The sequence below is a fragment of the Streptomyces sp. NPDC005899 genome (assembly GCF_040629645.1).
Taxonomy (GTDB): Bacteria; Actinomycetota; Actinomycetes; order Streptomycetales; family Streptomycetaceae; genus Streptomyces.
Genome location: NZ_JBEXWB010000133.1, coordinates 1 through 15,778, shown reverse-complemented (window position 1 = coordinate 15,778; position 15,778 = coordinate 1). Strand labels below are relative to the sequence as shown.

At 73.2% G+C, this 15,778-nt stretch carries 15 protein-coding genes; 9 read left to right on the top strand and 6 right to left on the bottom strand.

Features of this window, described 5'->3' with window-relative positions:
- Window positions 1-147: 147 nt before the first annotated feature.
- From ABZ371_RS16960 to ABZ371_RS16950, 3 genes are all read right to left on the bottom strand, one after another.
- Entirely contained in the window at window positions 148-960 is an 813-nt protein-coding gene (locus ABZ371_RS16960; protein WP_358679686.1) for an enoyl-CoA hydratase-related protein, read from the bottom strand.
- 186 nt (window positions 961-1,146) lie between these two features.
- Window positions 1,147-2,343 carry an adenylate/guanylate cyclase domain-containing protein gene (locus ABZ371_RS16955; RefSeq protein ID WP_358679683.1) on the bottom strand — a complete coding sequence of 399 codons (1,197 nt, stop codon included), beginning with the start codon at window positions 2,341-2,343 and terminating at the stop codon, window positions 1,147-1,149.
- A gap of 154 nt (window positions 2,344-2,497) precedes the next feature.
- Window positions 2,498-3,367 carry a biotin--[acetyl-CoA-carboxylase] ligase gene (locus ABZ371_RS16950; RefSeq protein ID WP_358679681.1) on the bottom strand — a complete coding sequence of 290 codons (870 nt, stop codon included), beginning with the start codon at window positions 3,365-3,367 and terminating at the stop codon, window positions 2,498-2,500.
- Between the two features lie 189 nt (window positions 3,368-3,556).
- Here ABZ371_RS16950 and ABZ371_RS16945 point away from each other — a divergent pair, with 189 nt between their 5' ends.
- From ABZ371_RS16945 to ABZ371_RS16930, 4 genes are all read left to right on the top strand, one after another.
- Window positions 3,557-5,137 (top strand): acyl-CoA carboxylase subunit beta, encoded by a 1,581-nt coding sequence (locus tag ABZ371_RS16945; protein ID WP_358679678.1) that lies wholly within the window; start codon window positions 3,557-3,559, stop codon window positions 5,135-5,137.
- A 16-nt stretch (window positions 5,138-5,153) separates the two neighbouring features.
- Complete coding sequence (locus ABZ371_RS16940; RefSeq protein WP_358679676.1) at window positions 5,154-5,360, top strand: acyl-CoA carboxylase epsilon subunit; 207 nt, start codon at window positions 5,154-5,156, stop codon at window positions 5,358-5,360.
- Between the two features lie 80 nt (window positions 5,361-5,440).
- Window positions 5,441-5,569 (top strand): hypothetical protein, encoded by a 129-nt coding sequence (locus ABZ371_RS16935; RefSeq protein WP_358679673.1) that lies wholly within the window; start codon window positions 5,441-5,443, stop codon window positions 5,567-5,569.
- A 33-nt stretch (window positions 5,570-5,602) separates the two neighbouring features.
- Window positions 5,603-6,214 carry a nucleoside triphosphate pyrophosphatase gene (locus tag ABZ371_RS16930; protein ID WP_358679670.1) on the top strand — a complete coding sequence of 204 codons (612 nt, stop codon included), beginning with the start codon at window positions 5,603-5,605 and terminating at the stop codon, window positions 6,212-6,214.
- Window positions 6,215-6,227: 13 nt separating this feature from the next.
- Here the strand turns inward: ABZ371_RS16930 and ABZ371_RS16925 are convergent, their stop codons facing one another.
- Window positions 6,228-6,662 carry a hypothetical protein gene (locus ABZ371_RS16925; RefSeq protein ID WP_358679667.1) on the bottom strand — a complete coding sequence of 145 codons (435 nt, stop codon included), beginning with the start codon at window positions 6,660-6,662 and terminating at the stop codon, window positions 6,228-6,230.
- A gap of 439 nt (window positions 6,663-7,101) precedes the next feature.
- Between ABZ371_RS16925 and ABZ371_RS16920 the strand changes: the two genes are divergently transcribed.
- The gene (locus tag ABZ371_RS16920; protein WP_358679664.1) at window positions 7,102-8,856 is read left to right on the top strand and encodes a biotin carboxylase N-terminal domain-containing protein; all 1,755 of its coding nucleotides are present in this window, start codon (window positions 7,102-7,104) and stop codon (window positions 8,854-8,856) included.
- An 89-nt stretch (window positions 8,857-8,945) separates the two neighbouring features.
- Complete coding sequence (locus ABZ371_RS16915) at window positions 8,946-9,539, top strand: helix-turn-helix domain-containing protein (RefSeq protein WP_358679661.1); 594 nt, start codon at window positions 8,946-8,948, stop codon at window positions 9,537-9,539.
- 34 nt (window positions 9,540-9,573) lie between these two features.
- Here ABZ371_RS16915 and ABZ371_RS16910 read toward each other — a convergent pair whose 3' ends face one another.
- Window positions 9,574-10,542: a DeoR/GlpR family DNA-binding transcription regulator gene (locus ABZ371_RS16910; RefSeq protein ID WP_358679658.1), complete on the bottom strand. Its 969-nt coding sequence runs from the start codon at window positions 10,540-10,542 to the stop codon at window positions 9,574-9,576.
- A 144-nt stretch (window positions 10,543-10,686) separates the two neighbouring features.
- Complete coding sequence (locus ABZ371_RS16905) at window positions 10,687-12,126, bottom strand: NAD(P)H-quinone dehydrogenase (RefSeq protein WP_358679656.1); 1,440 nt, start codon at window positions 12,124-12,126, stop codon at window positions 10,687-10,689.
- 251 nt (window positions 12,127-12,377) lie between these two features.
- Between ABZ371_RS16905 and ABZ371_RS16900 the strand changes: the two genes are divergently transcribed.
- The 3 genes from ABZ371_RS16900 (at window position 12,378) to ABZ371_RS16890 (ending at window position 15,660) form a co-directional block, all read left to right on the top strand.
- Window positions 12,378-12,815: a gamma-glutamylcyclotransferase gene (locus ABZ371_RS16900; RefSeq protein ID WP_358679653.1), complete on the top strand. Its 438-nt coding sequence runs from the start codon at window positions 12,378-12,380 to the stop codon at window positions 12,813-12,815.
- Between the two features lie 102 nt (window positions 12,816-12,917).
- Window positions 12,918-13,742, top strand: coding sequence for a purine-nucleoside phosphorylase (locus ABZ371_RS16895; protein ID WP_358679650.1), 825 nt, complete (start codon window positions 12,918-12,920; stop codon window positions 13,740-13,742).
- A 277-nt stretch (window positions 13,743-14,019) separates the two neighbouring features.
- A complete protein-coding gene (locus ABZ371_RS16890) occupies window positions 14,020-15,660 on the top strand; it encodes a phospho-sugar mutase (RefSeq protein ID WP_358679646.1) in 1,641 nt (546 codons plus the stop codon).
- Window positions 15,661-15,778 lie beyond the last annotated feature (118 nt).

Sequence of the window (15,778 nt, the reverse complement as noted above, 5' to 3'; positions counted from 1 at the left end):
GCGGGGTGCCGGCCGCCGCCATCGCCTGCGCCAGCGCCACCACGGCGCGCAGCCGCACCTCATCACCGCCCATCCCTCCAGCTTAGGTAGGTTTGCGGAGGTTTGATCGGTCGGCGGCGCTGACGGTCTCCCGGTCGCCCGGGGCCCTCACTCCCCGGGCCAGGCCGGCTTCCGCTTCTCGTTGAAGGCGGCCACGCCCTCGGCCCGGTCCCCGGAGAAGGCCACCGACCGCCAGGCCGCGTCCTCGACCTCCAGGCCGGCCCGCAGATCCAGCCCCTGGCCGAGCCGCAGCGCCCGCTTCGCGGCGCGCAGCCCGACCGGTGAGTTCGCGGCGATGCGGGCGCCGAGCGCCAGGGCCGCCTCCCGGTCCGTGCCCGCGTCGACCAGCTCGTCCACCAGTCCCAGCTCGCGCGCCTGTGCCGCCTCCACACGCCGCGCGGTGAAGACGAGCTCGGCGGCGCGTGCCGCGCCCACCCTGCGGGGCAGCAGCTGGGTGCCCCCGCCGCCCGGGATGACCCCGACGGACACCTCGGGCAGCCCCACCACGGCCGTGCGGTCGGCCACGATCACGTCGCAGGCCAGCGCCAGCTCGAAGCCGCCGCCGAGGGCGAAGCCGTGCACGGCGGCGATGACGGGCATGGGCAGCTCGAGCACCCCGGTGTACGCGGCGCGTGCGGTGGGGCGCTGGCGCACCAGCTCGGCGTCCGTGAAGGAGTTCCGCTCCTTGAGGTCCGCGCCCACGCAGAAGGCGCGGTCGTGGCTGGAGGTGAGCACGGTGGCCCGCACCCCCTGGTCGGCGCCGAGCGCGGCGCAGGCCTCGCCGATCGAGCGGGCCATGGCCGTGGACACGGCGTTCATGGCCGCGGGCCGGTCGAGCACCAGCTCGGCGACGTGTTCCTGGCCTTCGTGCCGCCGTACGACGACGAAGTCCCCGAACCTCTGCTCGGACGTGACGGTCATGGCGCACCCCTCCGGTTAACGAGCGTTACCGGGATCCTAGGACGCGGCCGCCCGGCAGCGGACGTGCGGGGGACCTACCGGGACGTGCGGGGGACCTACCGGAGCGGGCACCCGCCGACGCCGGGGGCACCCGCCGACGCCGGGGGGCGCCCGCCGGCGTCCCCGGCGTCCGGAGCCCGTGGCCCGTCAGGAGGACGGCTTGCCGCGCCGCGCCAGCAGCCACGGCTCGACCACGCCCAGCCCGCGCACCGGCCGCTGCCACATCGGCTGCAGCCCGAAGCGGTACGTCGGCAGGGGCGGCTCCTCGTCCTGCCGGCCCTCCTTCTCGGCCAGCCGCGCGCGCTCGGCCGCCGCCGCGGCCTCCTCGGCGGCCTGCGCCTCGGAGGCGGGGGCGTCGCCGGTCCGCACCAGCTCCTGGGCGAACGCCCCGTCGACCAGGACGGCGTCCTTCGGCGCTATCGAGGTGAGCCTGCTCGCCAGGTTCACCGTCGTACCGAACACGTCGCCCATGCGCGTGGTCACCGTGCCGAAGGCGATACCGACCCGCAGGGCGGGCATCGTCGTGTCGTGGGCCATCGCCTCGACCAGCCGGAGCGCTATCTCGCCCGCCGTGCCCGCGTCGTCCGCGGCGAAGAGCACCTCGTCGCCCAGGGTCTTGATCAGCCGGCCGCCGTGGGCGGCGACCAGGTCGGCGGAGGTCGTCTCGAACGCCTCGACCAGCTCGCCGAGCTCCTCCTCCTCCAGCCGCCGGGTCAGCCGGGTGAAGCCCACCAGGTCGGCGAAGCCGACGGCGAGCCGCCGGTCGACCATCTCCTCGTCGTCACCGGTCTGCACGACCCGGCCCGTGGCGGCGGCCAGCTGGCGCCGCCACACGTACACCAGGAACTCCTGCAGCTCGGGCAGGAGCAGCTCGATCAGCGGATACGTGACCTCGGTGCGGGTCATGCCCGGCTCTGGGGGCTCGGTCAGCCCCGCCAGGAAGGAGTCGATCTGCCACTCCGCGAGGCGGGCGGTGGTCTGCCCGGTCGACCGGGCCACCTGGATCGCCATCGGCTCGCTGAGCAGCCCGGCCTCCACCAGGCCGGCCAGCCGGCGCAGGGCCAGCACGTCGGCCTCGGTGAGCGCCTTGGCCTGCCCGATGTCGGCGAAGCCCATGGCCCGCCAGAACCGGGAGGCCAGGTCCATGGAGACCCCGGCCGTCCTGGCCGCCTGGAACGGCGTGTAGCGACGGTCGGCTCCCAGGATCAGCTGTTCCAGCCGGATCGCGAGGGGGTCGTCGGTCGGTTCCGCCGTGTGGTCGACCTCGTGGTGCGGTGTGGGATGGACCGAGGCCCCGGCCGGAGGGTCCGCGCCCTCGCCGGAACTCGTGTCGTCGACGGTCACCGGCCGCCTCCTGCCCGTTCCCTGCGCACTGCCCTGCCGATCTGTCGCTGGATCGCCTCAACGATACGGCAGGTGTGCCCTGGCTCACGTCCCCGGTCACGCGTCACACGGCAGGTCACCCGTGGCGGCGGGGCCGTCCGGCTCATCCGGCGGCTCAGGTCAGGCCCCCCTGCGCGCCGCGCAGGTGGACGATGTCGCCCGCGGCCACGGGCTCCTGCAGGCCGTCGCCGGTGGCCAGCACGAGCCGCCCGTCACCGTCCACGGCGACGGCCTCGCCGACGAGCGTCCGGTCGCCGGGGAGCTCGGCCCGCACCGTCCGGTCCAGCGTCGCGCAGCCCGCCGCGTAGGCGGCCTGGAGCCCGCTCGACGCGGCGTCGCCCTCGGCGTCGCGCCAGCGCCCGTACCACTGCTCCAGCGAGCGCAGGACGGCCCGCAGCAGCGTCTCGCGGTCGGTCGAGACCGCGCCGGCGAGGGCCAGTGACCCGGCGTGCGGGGCGGGCAGCTCGGCCGCGCGCAGCGAGACGTTGACGCCCATGCCGATGACGACACCGTCCCCGGCCCGCTCGGCGAGGATGCCGCCGGTCTTGCGCTCCGCGTCATCGATGGTCACCAGGAGGTCGTTGGGCCATTTCAGTGACATGTCGACGCCCGCCGACCGTGCGAGCCCCGTGGCGGCGGCGACCCCGGCCAGCAGGGGGAGCCACCCCCAGCGCTCGGCGGGCACTCCGGAGGGCGCCAGGTAGACCGAGAGGAACAGGCCCGACCGGGGCGGTGCCGACCAGCTCCGGTCCAGCCGTCCGCGCCCCGCGGTCTGCTCCTCGGCGATCAGCACCGTGCCCTCGGCCAGCCCGGGGCCGGCGGCTCGCGCCGCGAGGTCGGAGTTGGTCGAGCCGGTCCGCCCGACGACGTCGAGCGAGTTCCACAGCCCCTGCGGCCGGACCAGGGCGCGCCGCAGCGCGGCGGCGTTCAGAGGGGGTCTGTCGAGGTCCGACCAGCGGTTGTCGGCAGCGTCCGGAGGTGTCATACGCCCCACATTAGGTGTGGCCAACGACGCACTGCCGAACCGTATCCGCGCCGATACGCTACGGATCAGTAGCAAGCACCGGCCGGCGAGCAGACAGCCGTCGAGCCGTACGCGTCCGGCCAGCACCGGCACGCCGGATGTTCCAGACGTACCAGCCGTCCCCGTGACCAGGCAGGGAGCCGCCACCCGATGTCCGAGCCGCAGAGCGACATCCACACGACCGCGGGAAAGATCGCGGACCTGCAGCGCCGTATTGACGAGGCCACGCACGCAGGTTCCGCCCGCGCCGTCGAAAAGCAGCACGCCAAGGGCAAGCTGACCGCCCGTGAGCGAGTAGAACTCCTGCTCGACGAGGGTTCCTTCGTGGAGCTCGACGAGTTCGCGCGGCACCGGTCCACCAATTTCGGCATCGAGAAGAACCGCCCGTACGGGGACGGTGTCGTCACCGGTTACGGCACCGTCGACGGCCGCCCCGTCTGCGTGTACTCGCAGGACTTCACGATCTTCGGCGGCTCGCTCGGCGAGGTCTACGGCGAGAAGATCGTGAAGGTCATGGACTTCGCGATGAAGACCGGTTGCCCGGTCATCGGCATCAACGACGGCGGTGGCGCCCGCATCCAGGAGGGTGTGGCCGCCCTCGGCCTGTTCGCCGAGATCTTCCGGCGCAACGTGCACGCCTCCGGCGTCGTCCCGCAGATCTCCCTGATCGTCGGCCCGTGTGCGGGCGGCGCGGTCTACTCCCCCGCGATCACCGACTTCACGGTCATGGTCGACCAGACCTCGCACATGTTCATCACCGGCCCCGACGTCATCAAGACGGTCACCGGCGAGGACGTCGGCTTCGAGGAGCTCGGCGGCGCGCGCACGCACAACACCACGTCCGGTGTGGCGCACCACCTGGCGGGTGACGAGAAGGACGCCATCGAGTACGTGAAGTCCCTGCTGTCCTACCTCCCGTCGAACAACCTCTCCGAGGCCCCGGCCTTCCCGGAGGAGGCCGACCTGGAGACCACGGACGAGGACCGCGAGCTCGACACCCTCATCCCGGACTCGGCGAACCAGCCGTACGACATGCACACCGCCATCGAGCACGTGCTCGACGACGGGGAGTTCCTGGAGACGCAGGCGCTGTTCGCGCCGAACATCATCACCGGCTTCGGCCGTGTCGAGGGCTACCCGGTCGGCGTCGTCGCCAACCAGCCGATGCAGTTCGCCGGCTGTCTGGACATCGACGCGAGCGAGAAGGCCGCACGCTTCGTGCGCACGTGCGACGCGTTCAACGTGCCCGTGCTGACCTTCGTGGACGTGCCCGGCTTCCTGCCGGGCGTCGACCAGGAGTACGGCGGCATCATCCGGCGGGGCGCCAAGCTGATCTACGCGTACGCCGAGGCCACCGTGCCGCTGATCACCGTCATCACCCGGAAGGCCTTCGGTGGCGCCTACGACGTCATGGGCTCCAAGCACCTGGGCGCGGACCTCAACCTCGCCTGGCCGACCGCCCAGATCGCCGTGATGGGCGCGCAGGGCGCGGTGAACATCCTGCACCGGCGCACGATCGCCGCGGCCGAGGACCCCGAGGCCACCCGCGCCGAGCTGATGAGGGACTACGAGGACACCCTCCTCAACCCGTACGTCGCGGCCGAGCGCGGCTACGTCGACGCGGTGATCATGCCGTCCGACACCCGGGCCCATCTGGTGAAGGGCCTGCGGCAGCTGCGCACCAAGCGCGAGGCCCTGCCGCCGAAGAAGCACGGCAACATCCCCCTCTGATCCCACGGGAGCCACCATGATCAAGGTCGTACGGGGCAACCCCACCCCCGAAGAGCTCGCCGCCGCACTCGCGGTGGTCCGGGCGCGTGCGGCGGCGGTCGCCGCGGAGCCGTCCGGCGCCCCGCTGCCCCCGGAGCAGTGGTCGGACCCCGGCCGCATAGCCCGCAGGGGGGCGCCGCGGCCCGGCCCGCGCTCCTGGGCCCGGACGTACTGGCCGGCGTGACGGCGCGCTGAGTGCGGGGCTGCGGCGCCTGAGTACGGGTACTCAGGCGCCGCGGCCGTGCCGGGAGCACCATCGGTTGCATGCTGTGGTCCGACCCCGAGAACAGACCCCCCAAGGAACTGCGCGACGCCCAGGACATGATGCGCCGCGCGGGGCTGCTGCTCGCCCTGGCCATGGTGGTCGCGATGTTCGTCCTGGGGACCCGATGACCGGGGCGCCGGGAGCCCTCGCGGCCTTCTACGATGGCCGGCATGACTGATCAGCGCCGCCTCGTGCTCGCCTCCGCCTCCCCCGCCCGCCTCGGCCTCCTGCGTCAGGCGGGTTTCGCCCCCGAGGTGATCGTCAGCGGCGTGGACGAGGACGCGCTGACCGCACCGACACCGGGTGAGCTGGCACTCGTGCTGGCCGAGGCCAAGGCCGCGGCCGTGGCGGCCCGGCCCGAGACCTCCGGCGCGCTGGTCATCGGCTGCGACTCGGTGCTCGACCTGGACGGCGAGGCGCTCGGCAAGCCCGCCGGCGCCGAGGAGGCCACCGCCCGCTGGAGGGCCATGCGCGGCCGCTCGGGAGTGCTGCGGACGGGTCACAGCCTCATCGACACGGCGACCGGCCGCACGGCGTCGGCGACCGCGTCCACCGTCGTCCGCTTCGGGGAGCCGACCGACGCGGAGGTGGCGGCGTACGTCGCTTCGGGTGAACCGCTGCACGTCGCGGGCGCCTTCACCCTGGACGGCCGCTCCGCGCCGTTCGTCGAGGCGATCGAGGGCGACCACGGCAACGTCATCGGTCTCTCGCTGCCGCTGCTGCGCCGCCTGCTCGGCGAACTCGGTCTGTCCGTGACGGATTTGTGGGCCTGAGCGCCCACAGGGCTCATACGGGCGCCGGGGCTCCGGTCCCGTCGCCGGACATCTCCGGCCCGCGCCGCTCGTAGGCCAGCAGGGTCAGCACCAGGAGGGCGAGGACGGCCATCATGAACACGAACGCCGCCCAGCCGACCAGCCCCACGGCCAGGGCGCCCAGGACGCCGTGGACGACCGCGCACCCGATGAGGCAGATCCTGGCGAGCCGGCCCGGCGCCCGGTCGCGCACGGCGGCCAGCAGCGGTATCAGCCCGCACAGGGCGAGCAGCACGCCGAAGACACCGCCCATCACCAGGGTGCCGGTGGACATGACGTCCGGATCCGTCCCGGCCAGGGACATGCTCTGGTTGTCGACGACGGCCGCCAGGACGAGGTGGACGACGACGATGCCCACCGCCTCCCCGAACAGAACGACCGCGGTCACGACGGCCACTGATCTGCGCATCACGGCGCCCACCCCCTGTTACCTGCAGTACGTCGGATCAGGGCGGACCCTACTCACGGGTAACGCCCCGGACAAGGGTTCGCGCACCGGACGACCGCACGCCGCTCCCGCCCGCGCCCTGCCCGCACCCCGGGTAACACCCCGCGCTGAGCCCCGGCTCCGCGCCGGCCTCGTGTCGGTGGCAAAGTTTGCCTCGCCCGTTCGTAGGGACTCCACAAAGAAACGCCGAGCGGCGTTGCACCTACGGACAGAGACTTGCACCACACTTCGTGGCTACTGTGCGGTCAAGGATCCCGGCGTACCGTGGTGCGACAAGGGATTTCGCGACTCGAGCAAGCCTCGAATCACACTCCGTGTGGGCAAGTTCACCATTGGGGACGGGTCGTACGGCCGTGTCGGTAGTCCCTAAACTCAGCTTGTTCTCAAGGAGGGAGCCATCGTGCGCAAGGTGCTCATCGCCAACCGTGGCGAAATCGCTGTCCGCGTTGCTCGGGCTTGCCGGGATGCCGGAATCGCGAGCGTAGCCGTCTACGCCGATCCGGACCGGGACGCTCTGCATGTCCGCGCGGCCGACGAGGCGTTCGCTCTGGGCGGTGACACCCCGGCCGCCAGCTACCTGGACATGGCCAAGGTGCTCCAGGCGGCCAAGGACTCCGGGGCGGACGCGATCCACCCGGGCTACGGCTTCCTCTCGGAGAACGCCGAGTTCGCCCAGGCCGTCCTGGACGCCGGCCTGACCTGGATCGGCCCGCCCCCGCAGGCGATCCGCGACCTGGGTGACAAGGTCGCCGCCCGGCACATCGCGCAGCGCGCCGGCGCCCCGCTGGTGGCCGGCACGCCGGACCCGGTGAGCGGTTCGGCCGAGGTCGTGGCGTTCGCCGAGGAGAACGGCCTGCCGATCGCCATCAAGGCGGCGTTCGGCGGCGGCGGCCGCGGCCTGAAGGTGGCCCGCACCCTCGAGGAGATCCCGGAGCTCTACGACTCCGCGGTCCGTGAGGCCGTCGCGGCCTTCGGGCGGGGCGAGTGCTTCGTGGAGCGCTACCTGGACAAGCCCCGGCACGTGGAGACCCAGTGCCTGGCCGACACCCACGGCAACGTGGTGGTCGTCTCCACCCGTGACTGCTCGCTCCAGCGCCGCCACCAGAAGCTGGTCGAGGAGGCGCCCGCCCCGTTCCTGACGCCGGAGCAGAACGCCGAGCTGTACGCCGCCTCGAAGGCGATCCTCAAGGAAGCCGGCTACGTCGGCGCGGGCACCGTGGAGTTCCTGGTCGGCCTGGACGGCACCATCTCCTTCCTGGAGGTGAACACCCGTCTGCAGGTGGAGCACCCGGTCACCGAGGAGGTCTCCGGCCTCGACCTCGTCCGCGAGATGTTCCGCATCGCCGACGGCGAGGAGCTCGGTTACGGCGACCCCGTCCTGCGCGGGCACTCCTTCGAGTTCCGCATCAACGGTGAGGACCCGGGCCGCGGCTTCCTCCCCGCCCCCGGCACCGTCACCTCCTTCGCCCCGCCGGCCGGCCCTGGCGTCCGGCTGGACGCGGGGGTCGAGACGGGTTCGGTCATCGGCCCGGCCTGGGACTCCCTGCTGGCCAAGCTGATCGTCACCGGTGCCACGCGTGAGCAGGCGCTCCAGCGCGCGGCGCGCGCCCTGGCCGAGTTCGAGGTCGAGGGCATGGCCACGGCCATCCCGTTCCACCGCGCGGTCGTCGTCGACCCGGCGTTCACCTCCGACCCGTTCCGGGTGCACACCCGCTGGATCGAGACGGAGTTCGTCAACGACATCAAGCCCTTCGCGGCCCCGGCGGACGCGGAGGCGGACGAGGAGTCCGGCCGCGAGACCGTCGTCGTCGAGGTCGGCGGCAAGCGCCTTGAGGTCTCCCTGCCGTCCTCGCTGGGCATGAGCCTGGCGCGTACGGGGCTGGCGGCCGGTGCGAAGCCCAAGCGCCGTGCGGCGAAGAAGGCGGGCTCCGCCGCCTCGGGCGACACGCTCGCCTCGCCGATGCAGGGCACCATCGTCAAGGTCGCCGTCGAGGAGGGCCAGGAGGTCAAGGAGGGCGACCTCGTCGTCGTCCTGGAGGCCATGAAGATGGAGCAGCCGCTGAACGCCCACCGCTCCGGCACCGTGAAGGGGCTGTCCGCGGAGGTCGGCACCTCGGTCTCGTCAGGCGCCGCCATCTGCGAGATCAAGGACTGACCCCCCTCTCCGTTTCGCCGAGGGCCCGGGCACCGTCCGGGCCCTCGGTGGCATTCTGGGTGCAGTGCGGAGACCAGGAGGCGAGCGCGATGGTGATGAGCACGGCAGGGACACCGGTCCGTCCGATGCGGGCCGACGCGCGCCGCAACTACGACCGGCTGGTCGACGAGGCCCGGGCCTGCTTCGCCGAACACGGCACGGACGCCTCGCTGGAGGACGTCGCCCGGCGCGCCGGGGTGGGCATCGGCACGCTCTACCGGCACTTCCCGAACCGGCACGCGTTGATGAACGCGGTGTTCCAGGAAGCGCTGACCTCGCTTCTCGCCCGCTCCCGCGATCTGGCGGAAGCGGATCAGCCGTGCGCGGCGCTCATGGAGTGGCTGCGCGCGATCGTCACCCACGCGGGTGAGTACCGCGGCCTGGCCCGGGCGCTCATGTGCGCTTCGGGTGACACGTCGTCGGCCCTGATGCAGTGTCATGTCCCCCTGCGGCAGGCCGGGTCCCTGCTGCTGGAGCGGGCACGGTCGAGCGGGGCCGTCCGGGCGGACGTGTCGATCGACGACCTGTTGCAACTGACGAACGCGATCGCCCTGGCCGCGGAGCAGTCTCCCGGCGATCCGGCTCTGGCGGACCGCCTCCTGCGACTGACGCTCCAGGGGTTGAAGCCGTCGTCCGGCGGCTGAGGTGCGGGAGCCGCGGGGGCCCGGCCGGTACCCGCTAGCGCCGCCGCAGGTCCGCGACCCGTCCCCGCTCCACCGGGCCGTCGGGCAGTGCGGCCGCACTCCGGAGCTGCGGGCCGAGCGCCCCGGGACCGCCCTGGGGCGTGCGGCGCTGGCCCGGCAGTGGCATGTCCCGGCGGGGTTGCCGACCCTGGGGCAGGGCTTCCCCGGCGGGGGCGTCGGCGCCGGGACCCGTCACCGTGATCTCCACGCCCTGGTCCGCCAGTGCCTGGAGTTCGGTGGCCGCGCGCTCGTCGTGGGCGGGCGGTCCGTCCGTCACCAGGCGGGTGATCAGCTCCGTCGGCACCGTCTGGAACATGGTGTCGGAGCCGAGCTTGGTGTGGTCCGCCAGGACCACCACCTCCGCCGCGGCCTGCACCAGGGCGCGGTCCACGCTCGCCGAGAGCATGTTGGACGTGGACAGGCCGCGCTCCGCGGTCAGCCCGCTTCCGGAGAGGAACGCCCGGGAGACGCGCAGCCCGTGCAGGGACTGCTCGGCCGCGCTGCCCACGAGGGCGTAGTTGCTCCCGCGCAGGGTCCCTCCGGTCATCACGACTTCCACCCGGTTGGCGTGGGCCAGCGCCTGGGCCACCAGAAGGGAGTTGGTGACGACGGTGAGCCCGGGGACGCGCGCGAGCCGGCGGGCCAGCTCCTGCGTGGTCGTGCCGGCGCCGACCACGATGGCCTCGCCCTCACCGACCAGCCCGGCGGCGAGGTCGGCGATGGCCGTCTTCTCCGCCGTGGCGAGATGGGATTTCTGCGGAAAGCCGGACTCGCGCGTGAAGCCGCCCGGCAAGACCGCACCGCCGTGCCGGCGGTCGAGGAGTCCTTCTGCCTCCAGCGCCCGCACGTCCCGCCGTACGGTCACTTCGGAGGTCTGGACGACGCGGGCGAGCTCACGGAGCGAAACCGCCCCGTTGGCGCGCACCATTTCGAGGATCAACTGACGACGTTCTGCAGCGAACACGGAACTGACAGTAACCTGGCCGCGGGTTGCTTTTCAGCAGTTTGCGCCGAATAGGAGAAGTTGCGCATGCGCGGGGCCTCCCGGTGGTATAGGAGGCCCCGCTGCCGTTCAGGCGGTGTGCGGGGGTGCCGGCACCCGTCGCCCCTACGCGTCGCCGGCCCGCTTGCGGCTGTGCAGCTGCCGTGCCACTTCGGCGATCGAGCCGGACAGCGACGGGTACACGGTGAAGGCGTTCGCGATCTGCTCCACGGTCAGGTTGTTGTCGACCGCTATCGAGATCGGGTGGATGAGTTCACTGGCCCGCGGCGCGACGACGCAGCCGCCGACCACGATGCCCGTGCCGGGGCGGGCGAAGATCTTGACGAAGCCGTCCCGGATGCCCTGCATCTTGGCGCGCGGGTTGCGCAGCAGCGGCAGCTTGACGACGCGGGCGTCGATCCTGCCGGCGTCCACATCGGCCTGGCTGTACCCGACCGTGGCGATCTCGGGGTCCGTGAAGACGTTCGAGGAGACCGTCTTCAGGTCCAGCGGGGCCACCGCGTCACCGAGGAAGTGGTACATCGCGATCCGCCCCTGCATCGCCGCGACCGAGGCCAGCGCGAAGACGCCGGTGACGTCACCGGCGGCGTACACGCCGGGCGCGCTGGTGCGGGAGACGCGGTCGGTGCGGACGTGCCCGGAGTCCTTGAGCAGGACCCCGGCCTCCTCCAGGCCCATGCCGGCCGTGTTCGGGATCGCCCCGACGGCCATCAGGCAGTGCGTGCCCGAGATGACCCGGCCGTCGGCCAGCGTGACCTCGACGCGGTCGCCGACGCGCTTGGCGGACTGGGCGCGGGAGCGGGCCATGACGTTCATGCCGCGGCGCCGGAAGACGTCCTCCAGGACGGCGGCGGCGTCAGGGTCCTCACCCGGCAGCACCCGGTCGCGGGACGAGACGAGGGTCACGCGGGAGCCGAGCGCCTGGTAGGCACCGGCGAACTCGGCGCCCGTCACACCGGAGCCGACGACGATGAGCTCCTCGGGGAGCTCGTCCAGGTCGTAGACCTGCGTCCAGTTCAGGATGCGCTCGCCGTCGGGCTGCGCGTCCGGGATCTCGCGGGGGTGGGCGCCGGTCGCGATCAGCACCGCGTCGGCGGTGAGCCGCTCCTCCGTGCCGTCGGCCGCCCTCACGACGACCTGGCGGGACCCGTCGGCGGCCTGGAGGCCCTCCAGCCGGCCGCGGCCGCGCATGACCCTGGCCCCGGCGCGGGTCACGGAGGCGGTGATGTCGTGCGACTGGGCCAGCGCCAGGCGCTTGACCCGCCGGTTGACCTTGCCGAGGTCGACGCCGACCACGCGTGCCGCCTGCTCGATGTGCGGGGTGTCGTCGGCGACGATGATGCCGAGTTCCTCGTACGAGGAGTCGAAGGTGGTCATCACCTCGGCCGTCGCGATCAGGGTCTTGGAGGGCACGCAGTCGGTGAGCACCGACGCGCCGCCGAGGCCGTCGCAGTCGACGACGGTCACCTCCGCGCCGAGCTGGGCGCCCACCAGGGCCGCCTCGTAGCCGCCGGGGCCGCCGCCGATGATCACGATCCGGGTCACGAAATGTCCGCCTCGCGTGGTGTCATCCCACGGCCGTCCGCCGCCCCGGCCGGGGGTCCGGGGGATCGCCCCGGGGTATGCAGTACGTCATTCATTGTCCCGCACGCGCCAACCTGATTCGCCCCGGGGCCCTCCATACGGGAACGCCCCTGGCCGGGCCGGGGCCTCCCGCCCTCCGTGCGCGTCCCCGACGGGGCGGGTTCCGCACCGGAACCCGCACACCCGGCACCGCCTCCCGTACCCTCGGTCCCATGTCGCTCTACGCCGCGTACGCCGGCAACCTCGACGCGCGGCTGATGACGCGCCGCGCTCCGCACTCCCCCCTGCGCGGCACGGGCTGGCTCAACGGCTGGCGGCTGACCTTCGGCGGGGAGCAGATGGGCTGGGAGGGCGCGCTGGCCACGGTGGTCGAGGCGCCCCGTTCACAGGTCTTCGTGGCGCTGTACGACCTCGCCCCGATGGACGAGGACTCCATGGACCGCTGGGAGGGTGTCGGCCTCGACATCTACCGCCGGATGCGGATCCGCGTGCACACCCTGGACGGCGAGGAGCCGGCCTGGATGTACGTGCTGAACGGCTACGAGGGCGGACTTCCCTCGGCCCGCTACCTGGGCGAGGTGGCGGACGCCGCCGAGTCCGCGGGCGCGCCGCACGACTACGTGATGGGTCTTCGCAAGCACCCCTGCTGAGGCTCCCCCGGCGTCCTTCTGTACGAACGTACGAATACGACCGGCCAGACTCTGCGCGGGCACATCTACGCGCGTAGGGAATCAGCGGTTACCCTCATCCGCGTGAACGCATCTGTTATTCCGGACCACATCCAGGGCGACCCCTACGCCGCCGCAGCCGTCGCCGCCGACCGCCTGCGGGAGCTGACCGGCGCCGAGACCCACGACGTCGCTCTGGTGATGGGCTCCGGGTGGGCCCCCGCCGGCGACGCGCTCGGCGCACCGGAGGCCGAGTTCCCCGTGACCGCGCTGCCCGGATTCCCCGCCCCCGCCGTGGAGGGCCACGGCGGCACCGTCCGCTCGTACCGGATCGGTGAGAAGCGCGCCCTCGTCTTCCTCGGGCGCACGCACTACTACGAGGGCCGCGGGGTCGCCGCCGTCGCGCACGGGGTCCGTACCGCCGTCGCCGCGGGCTGCGGGACCGTGGTCCTGACGAACGGCTGCGGCGGGCTGCGCGAGGGCATGCGCCCGGGGCAGCCGGTCCTCATCAGCGACCACCTCAACCTCACGGCGGCGTCCCCGATCGTCGGCGCCAACTTCGTGGACCTGACGGACCTGTACTCGCCCCGGCTGCGCGCCCTGTGCAAGGAGATCGACGCGACGCTCGAAGAGGGCGTGTACGTGCAGTTCCCCGGCCCGCACTACGAGACGCCGGCCGAGATCAACATGGTCCGCGTCATGGGCGGCGACCTCGTCGGCATGTCCACGGTCCTGGAGGCCATCGCCGCCCGTGAGGCGGGTGCGGAGGTGCTGGGCATCTCCCTGGTCACCAACCTGGCCGCCGGGTTGAGCGGCGAGCCCCTGAACCACGAGGAGGTCCTCCAGGCCGGCCGCGACTCGGCCACCCGGATGGGCGCGCTGCTGGCACGGGTGCTGGACCGCATCTGAGCCGCCCGCCGGCGTGCCGGGCGTGCCACGTGGGCCGGGGGGCGGCCACGAGGCACCCTCGTCCGGGCTGATCCCCGGCCCCGGTCGTCCGGACCCGACTCCCGGAGCCGGACGACCGGAGCCGGGCAGACCCTGTTCCGTAGAAGCGCGGCGCGCCCGGGGAACAGCCCGCCGCGGGCGCGACCCGCACCCGGGCTGCCCGCCACCCGCATCGCGCCCCTCGCCCCTCCACCGTCCCCGTCCCCCACACCACCGTCACCGCAGAAAGGCGGACACCGTGCAGCAGGACCTCATCGCCCGGGCCAGGACCTGGCTCGCCGAGGACCCGGACCCGGAGACCCGTGAGGAGCTCGCCGGCCTCATCGGGACCGGCGACCTCGACGCGCTGGCCGAGCGCTTCGCGGGCACGCTCCAGTTCGGCACGGCCGGCCTGCGCGGCGAGATCGGCACGGGTCCGATGCGCATGAACCGGTCCGTCGTCATCCGCGCCGCCGCCGGCCTCGCGGCCTACCTGAAGGACCGGGGACAGGCGGGCGGGCTGGTCGTCATCGGCTACGACGCCCGCTACAAGTCCGCCGACTTCGCCCGGGACACCGCGGCCGTGATGACCGGGGCCGGCCTGCGCGCGGCCGTCCTGCCCCGTCCGCTGCCCACCCCCGTCCTGGCCTTCGCCATACGGCACCTCGGGGCCGTCGCGGGGGTGGAGGTCACGGCGAGCCACAACCCGCCCCGCGACAACGGCTACAAGGTCTACCTCGGCGACGGCTCGCAGATCGTGCCCCCGGCCGACACCGGGATCGCCGCCGCCATCGCGGCCGTGGGCCCGCTCGACGGCGTACCGCGTCCGGAGTCCGGCTGGGAGACGCTCGGCGAGGAGGTGACGGCCGCCTACCTCGCCCGTACGGACGCCGTCCTCACCCCGGGCTCGCCGCGCACCGCCCGGACCGTCCACACCGCGATGCACGGCGTCGGTACCTCCGTGCTCACCGCGGCCTTCGCCCGGGCCGGGTTCCCCGAGCCCGTGCTCGTGGCCGAGCAGGCCGAGCCCGACCCGGCCTTCCCCACCGTCGCCTTCCCCAATCCGGAGGAGCCCGGCGCCATGGATCTCGCCTTCGCGACCGCGCGCCGGGTGCGGCCCGACCTGGTCATCGCCAACGACCCGGACGCCGACCGCTGCGCGGTGGCCGTCCCGGACGCGTCGGCCGAAGGCGGCTGGCGGATGCTGCGCGGCGACGAGGTCGGCGCGCTGCTCGCCGCCCACCTGGTGAACCGCGGCGTCACCGGCGTCCTCGCGGAGTCGATCGTCTCCTCCTCCCTGCTGGGCCGGATCGCGGAGAAGGCGGGCCTCGGCTACGAGGAGACCCTGACGGGCTTCAAGTGGATCGCCCGCGTCGACGGCCTGCGGTACGGCTACGAGGAGGCGCTGGGCTACTGCGTGGACCCCGAGGGCGTACGCGACAAGGACGGCATCACGGCGGCGCTGCTGGTGACCGAGCTGGCCTCCGTGCTCAAGGAGGAGGGCCGCACGCTGCTGGACCTGCTGGACGATCTCGCGCTGGCGCACGGGCTGCACGCCACGGACCAGCTGTCGGTGCGGGTCGAGGACCTGACCGTCATCGCGGACGCCATGCGCCGCCTCCGGGAGGCTCCGCCCACCGCTCTGGCGGGCCTCCCCGTCACCTCGGCGGAGGACCTCTCGCAGGGCACGGACCTGCTGCCGCCGACCGACGGCCTGCGCTACCGCCTCACGGGCGCCCGGGTGATCGTCCGTCCCAGCGGCACCGAGCCGAAGCTCAAGTGCTACCTGGAGGTCGTGGTCCCGGTCAGTGGCCCCGACGCCCTTCCCGGAGCGAGGCGGCGGGCGGCGGAGCTGCTGTCCGGCATCAAGCGGGACCTGGCGGCGGCCGCGGGCATCTGAGAGACCTCCACGCCGGCGGAGCGCCCGACGCGGGCGGGCGCCACGCCGGCGGTGGTGCGCGACCGTGGGCCGGGACGGCGGGCCCCGAAGCAGGGGCCTCGGGCCGGCGGCTCCACCG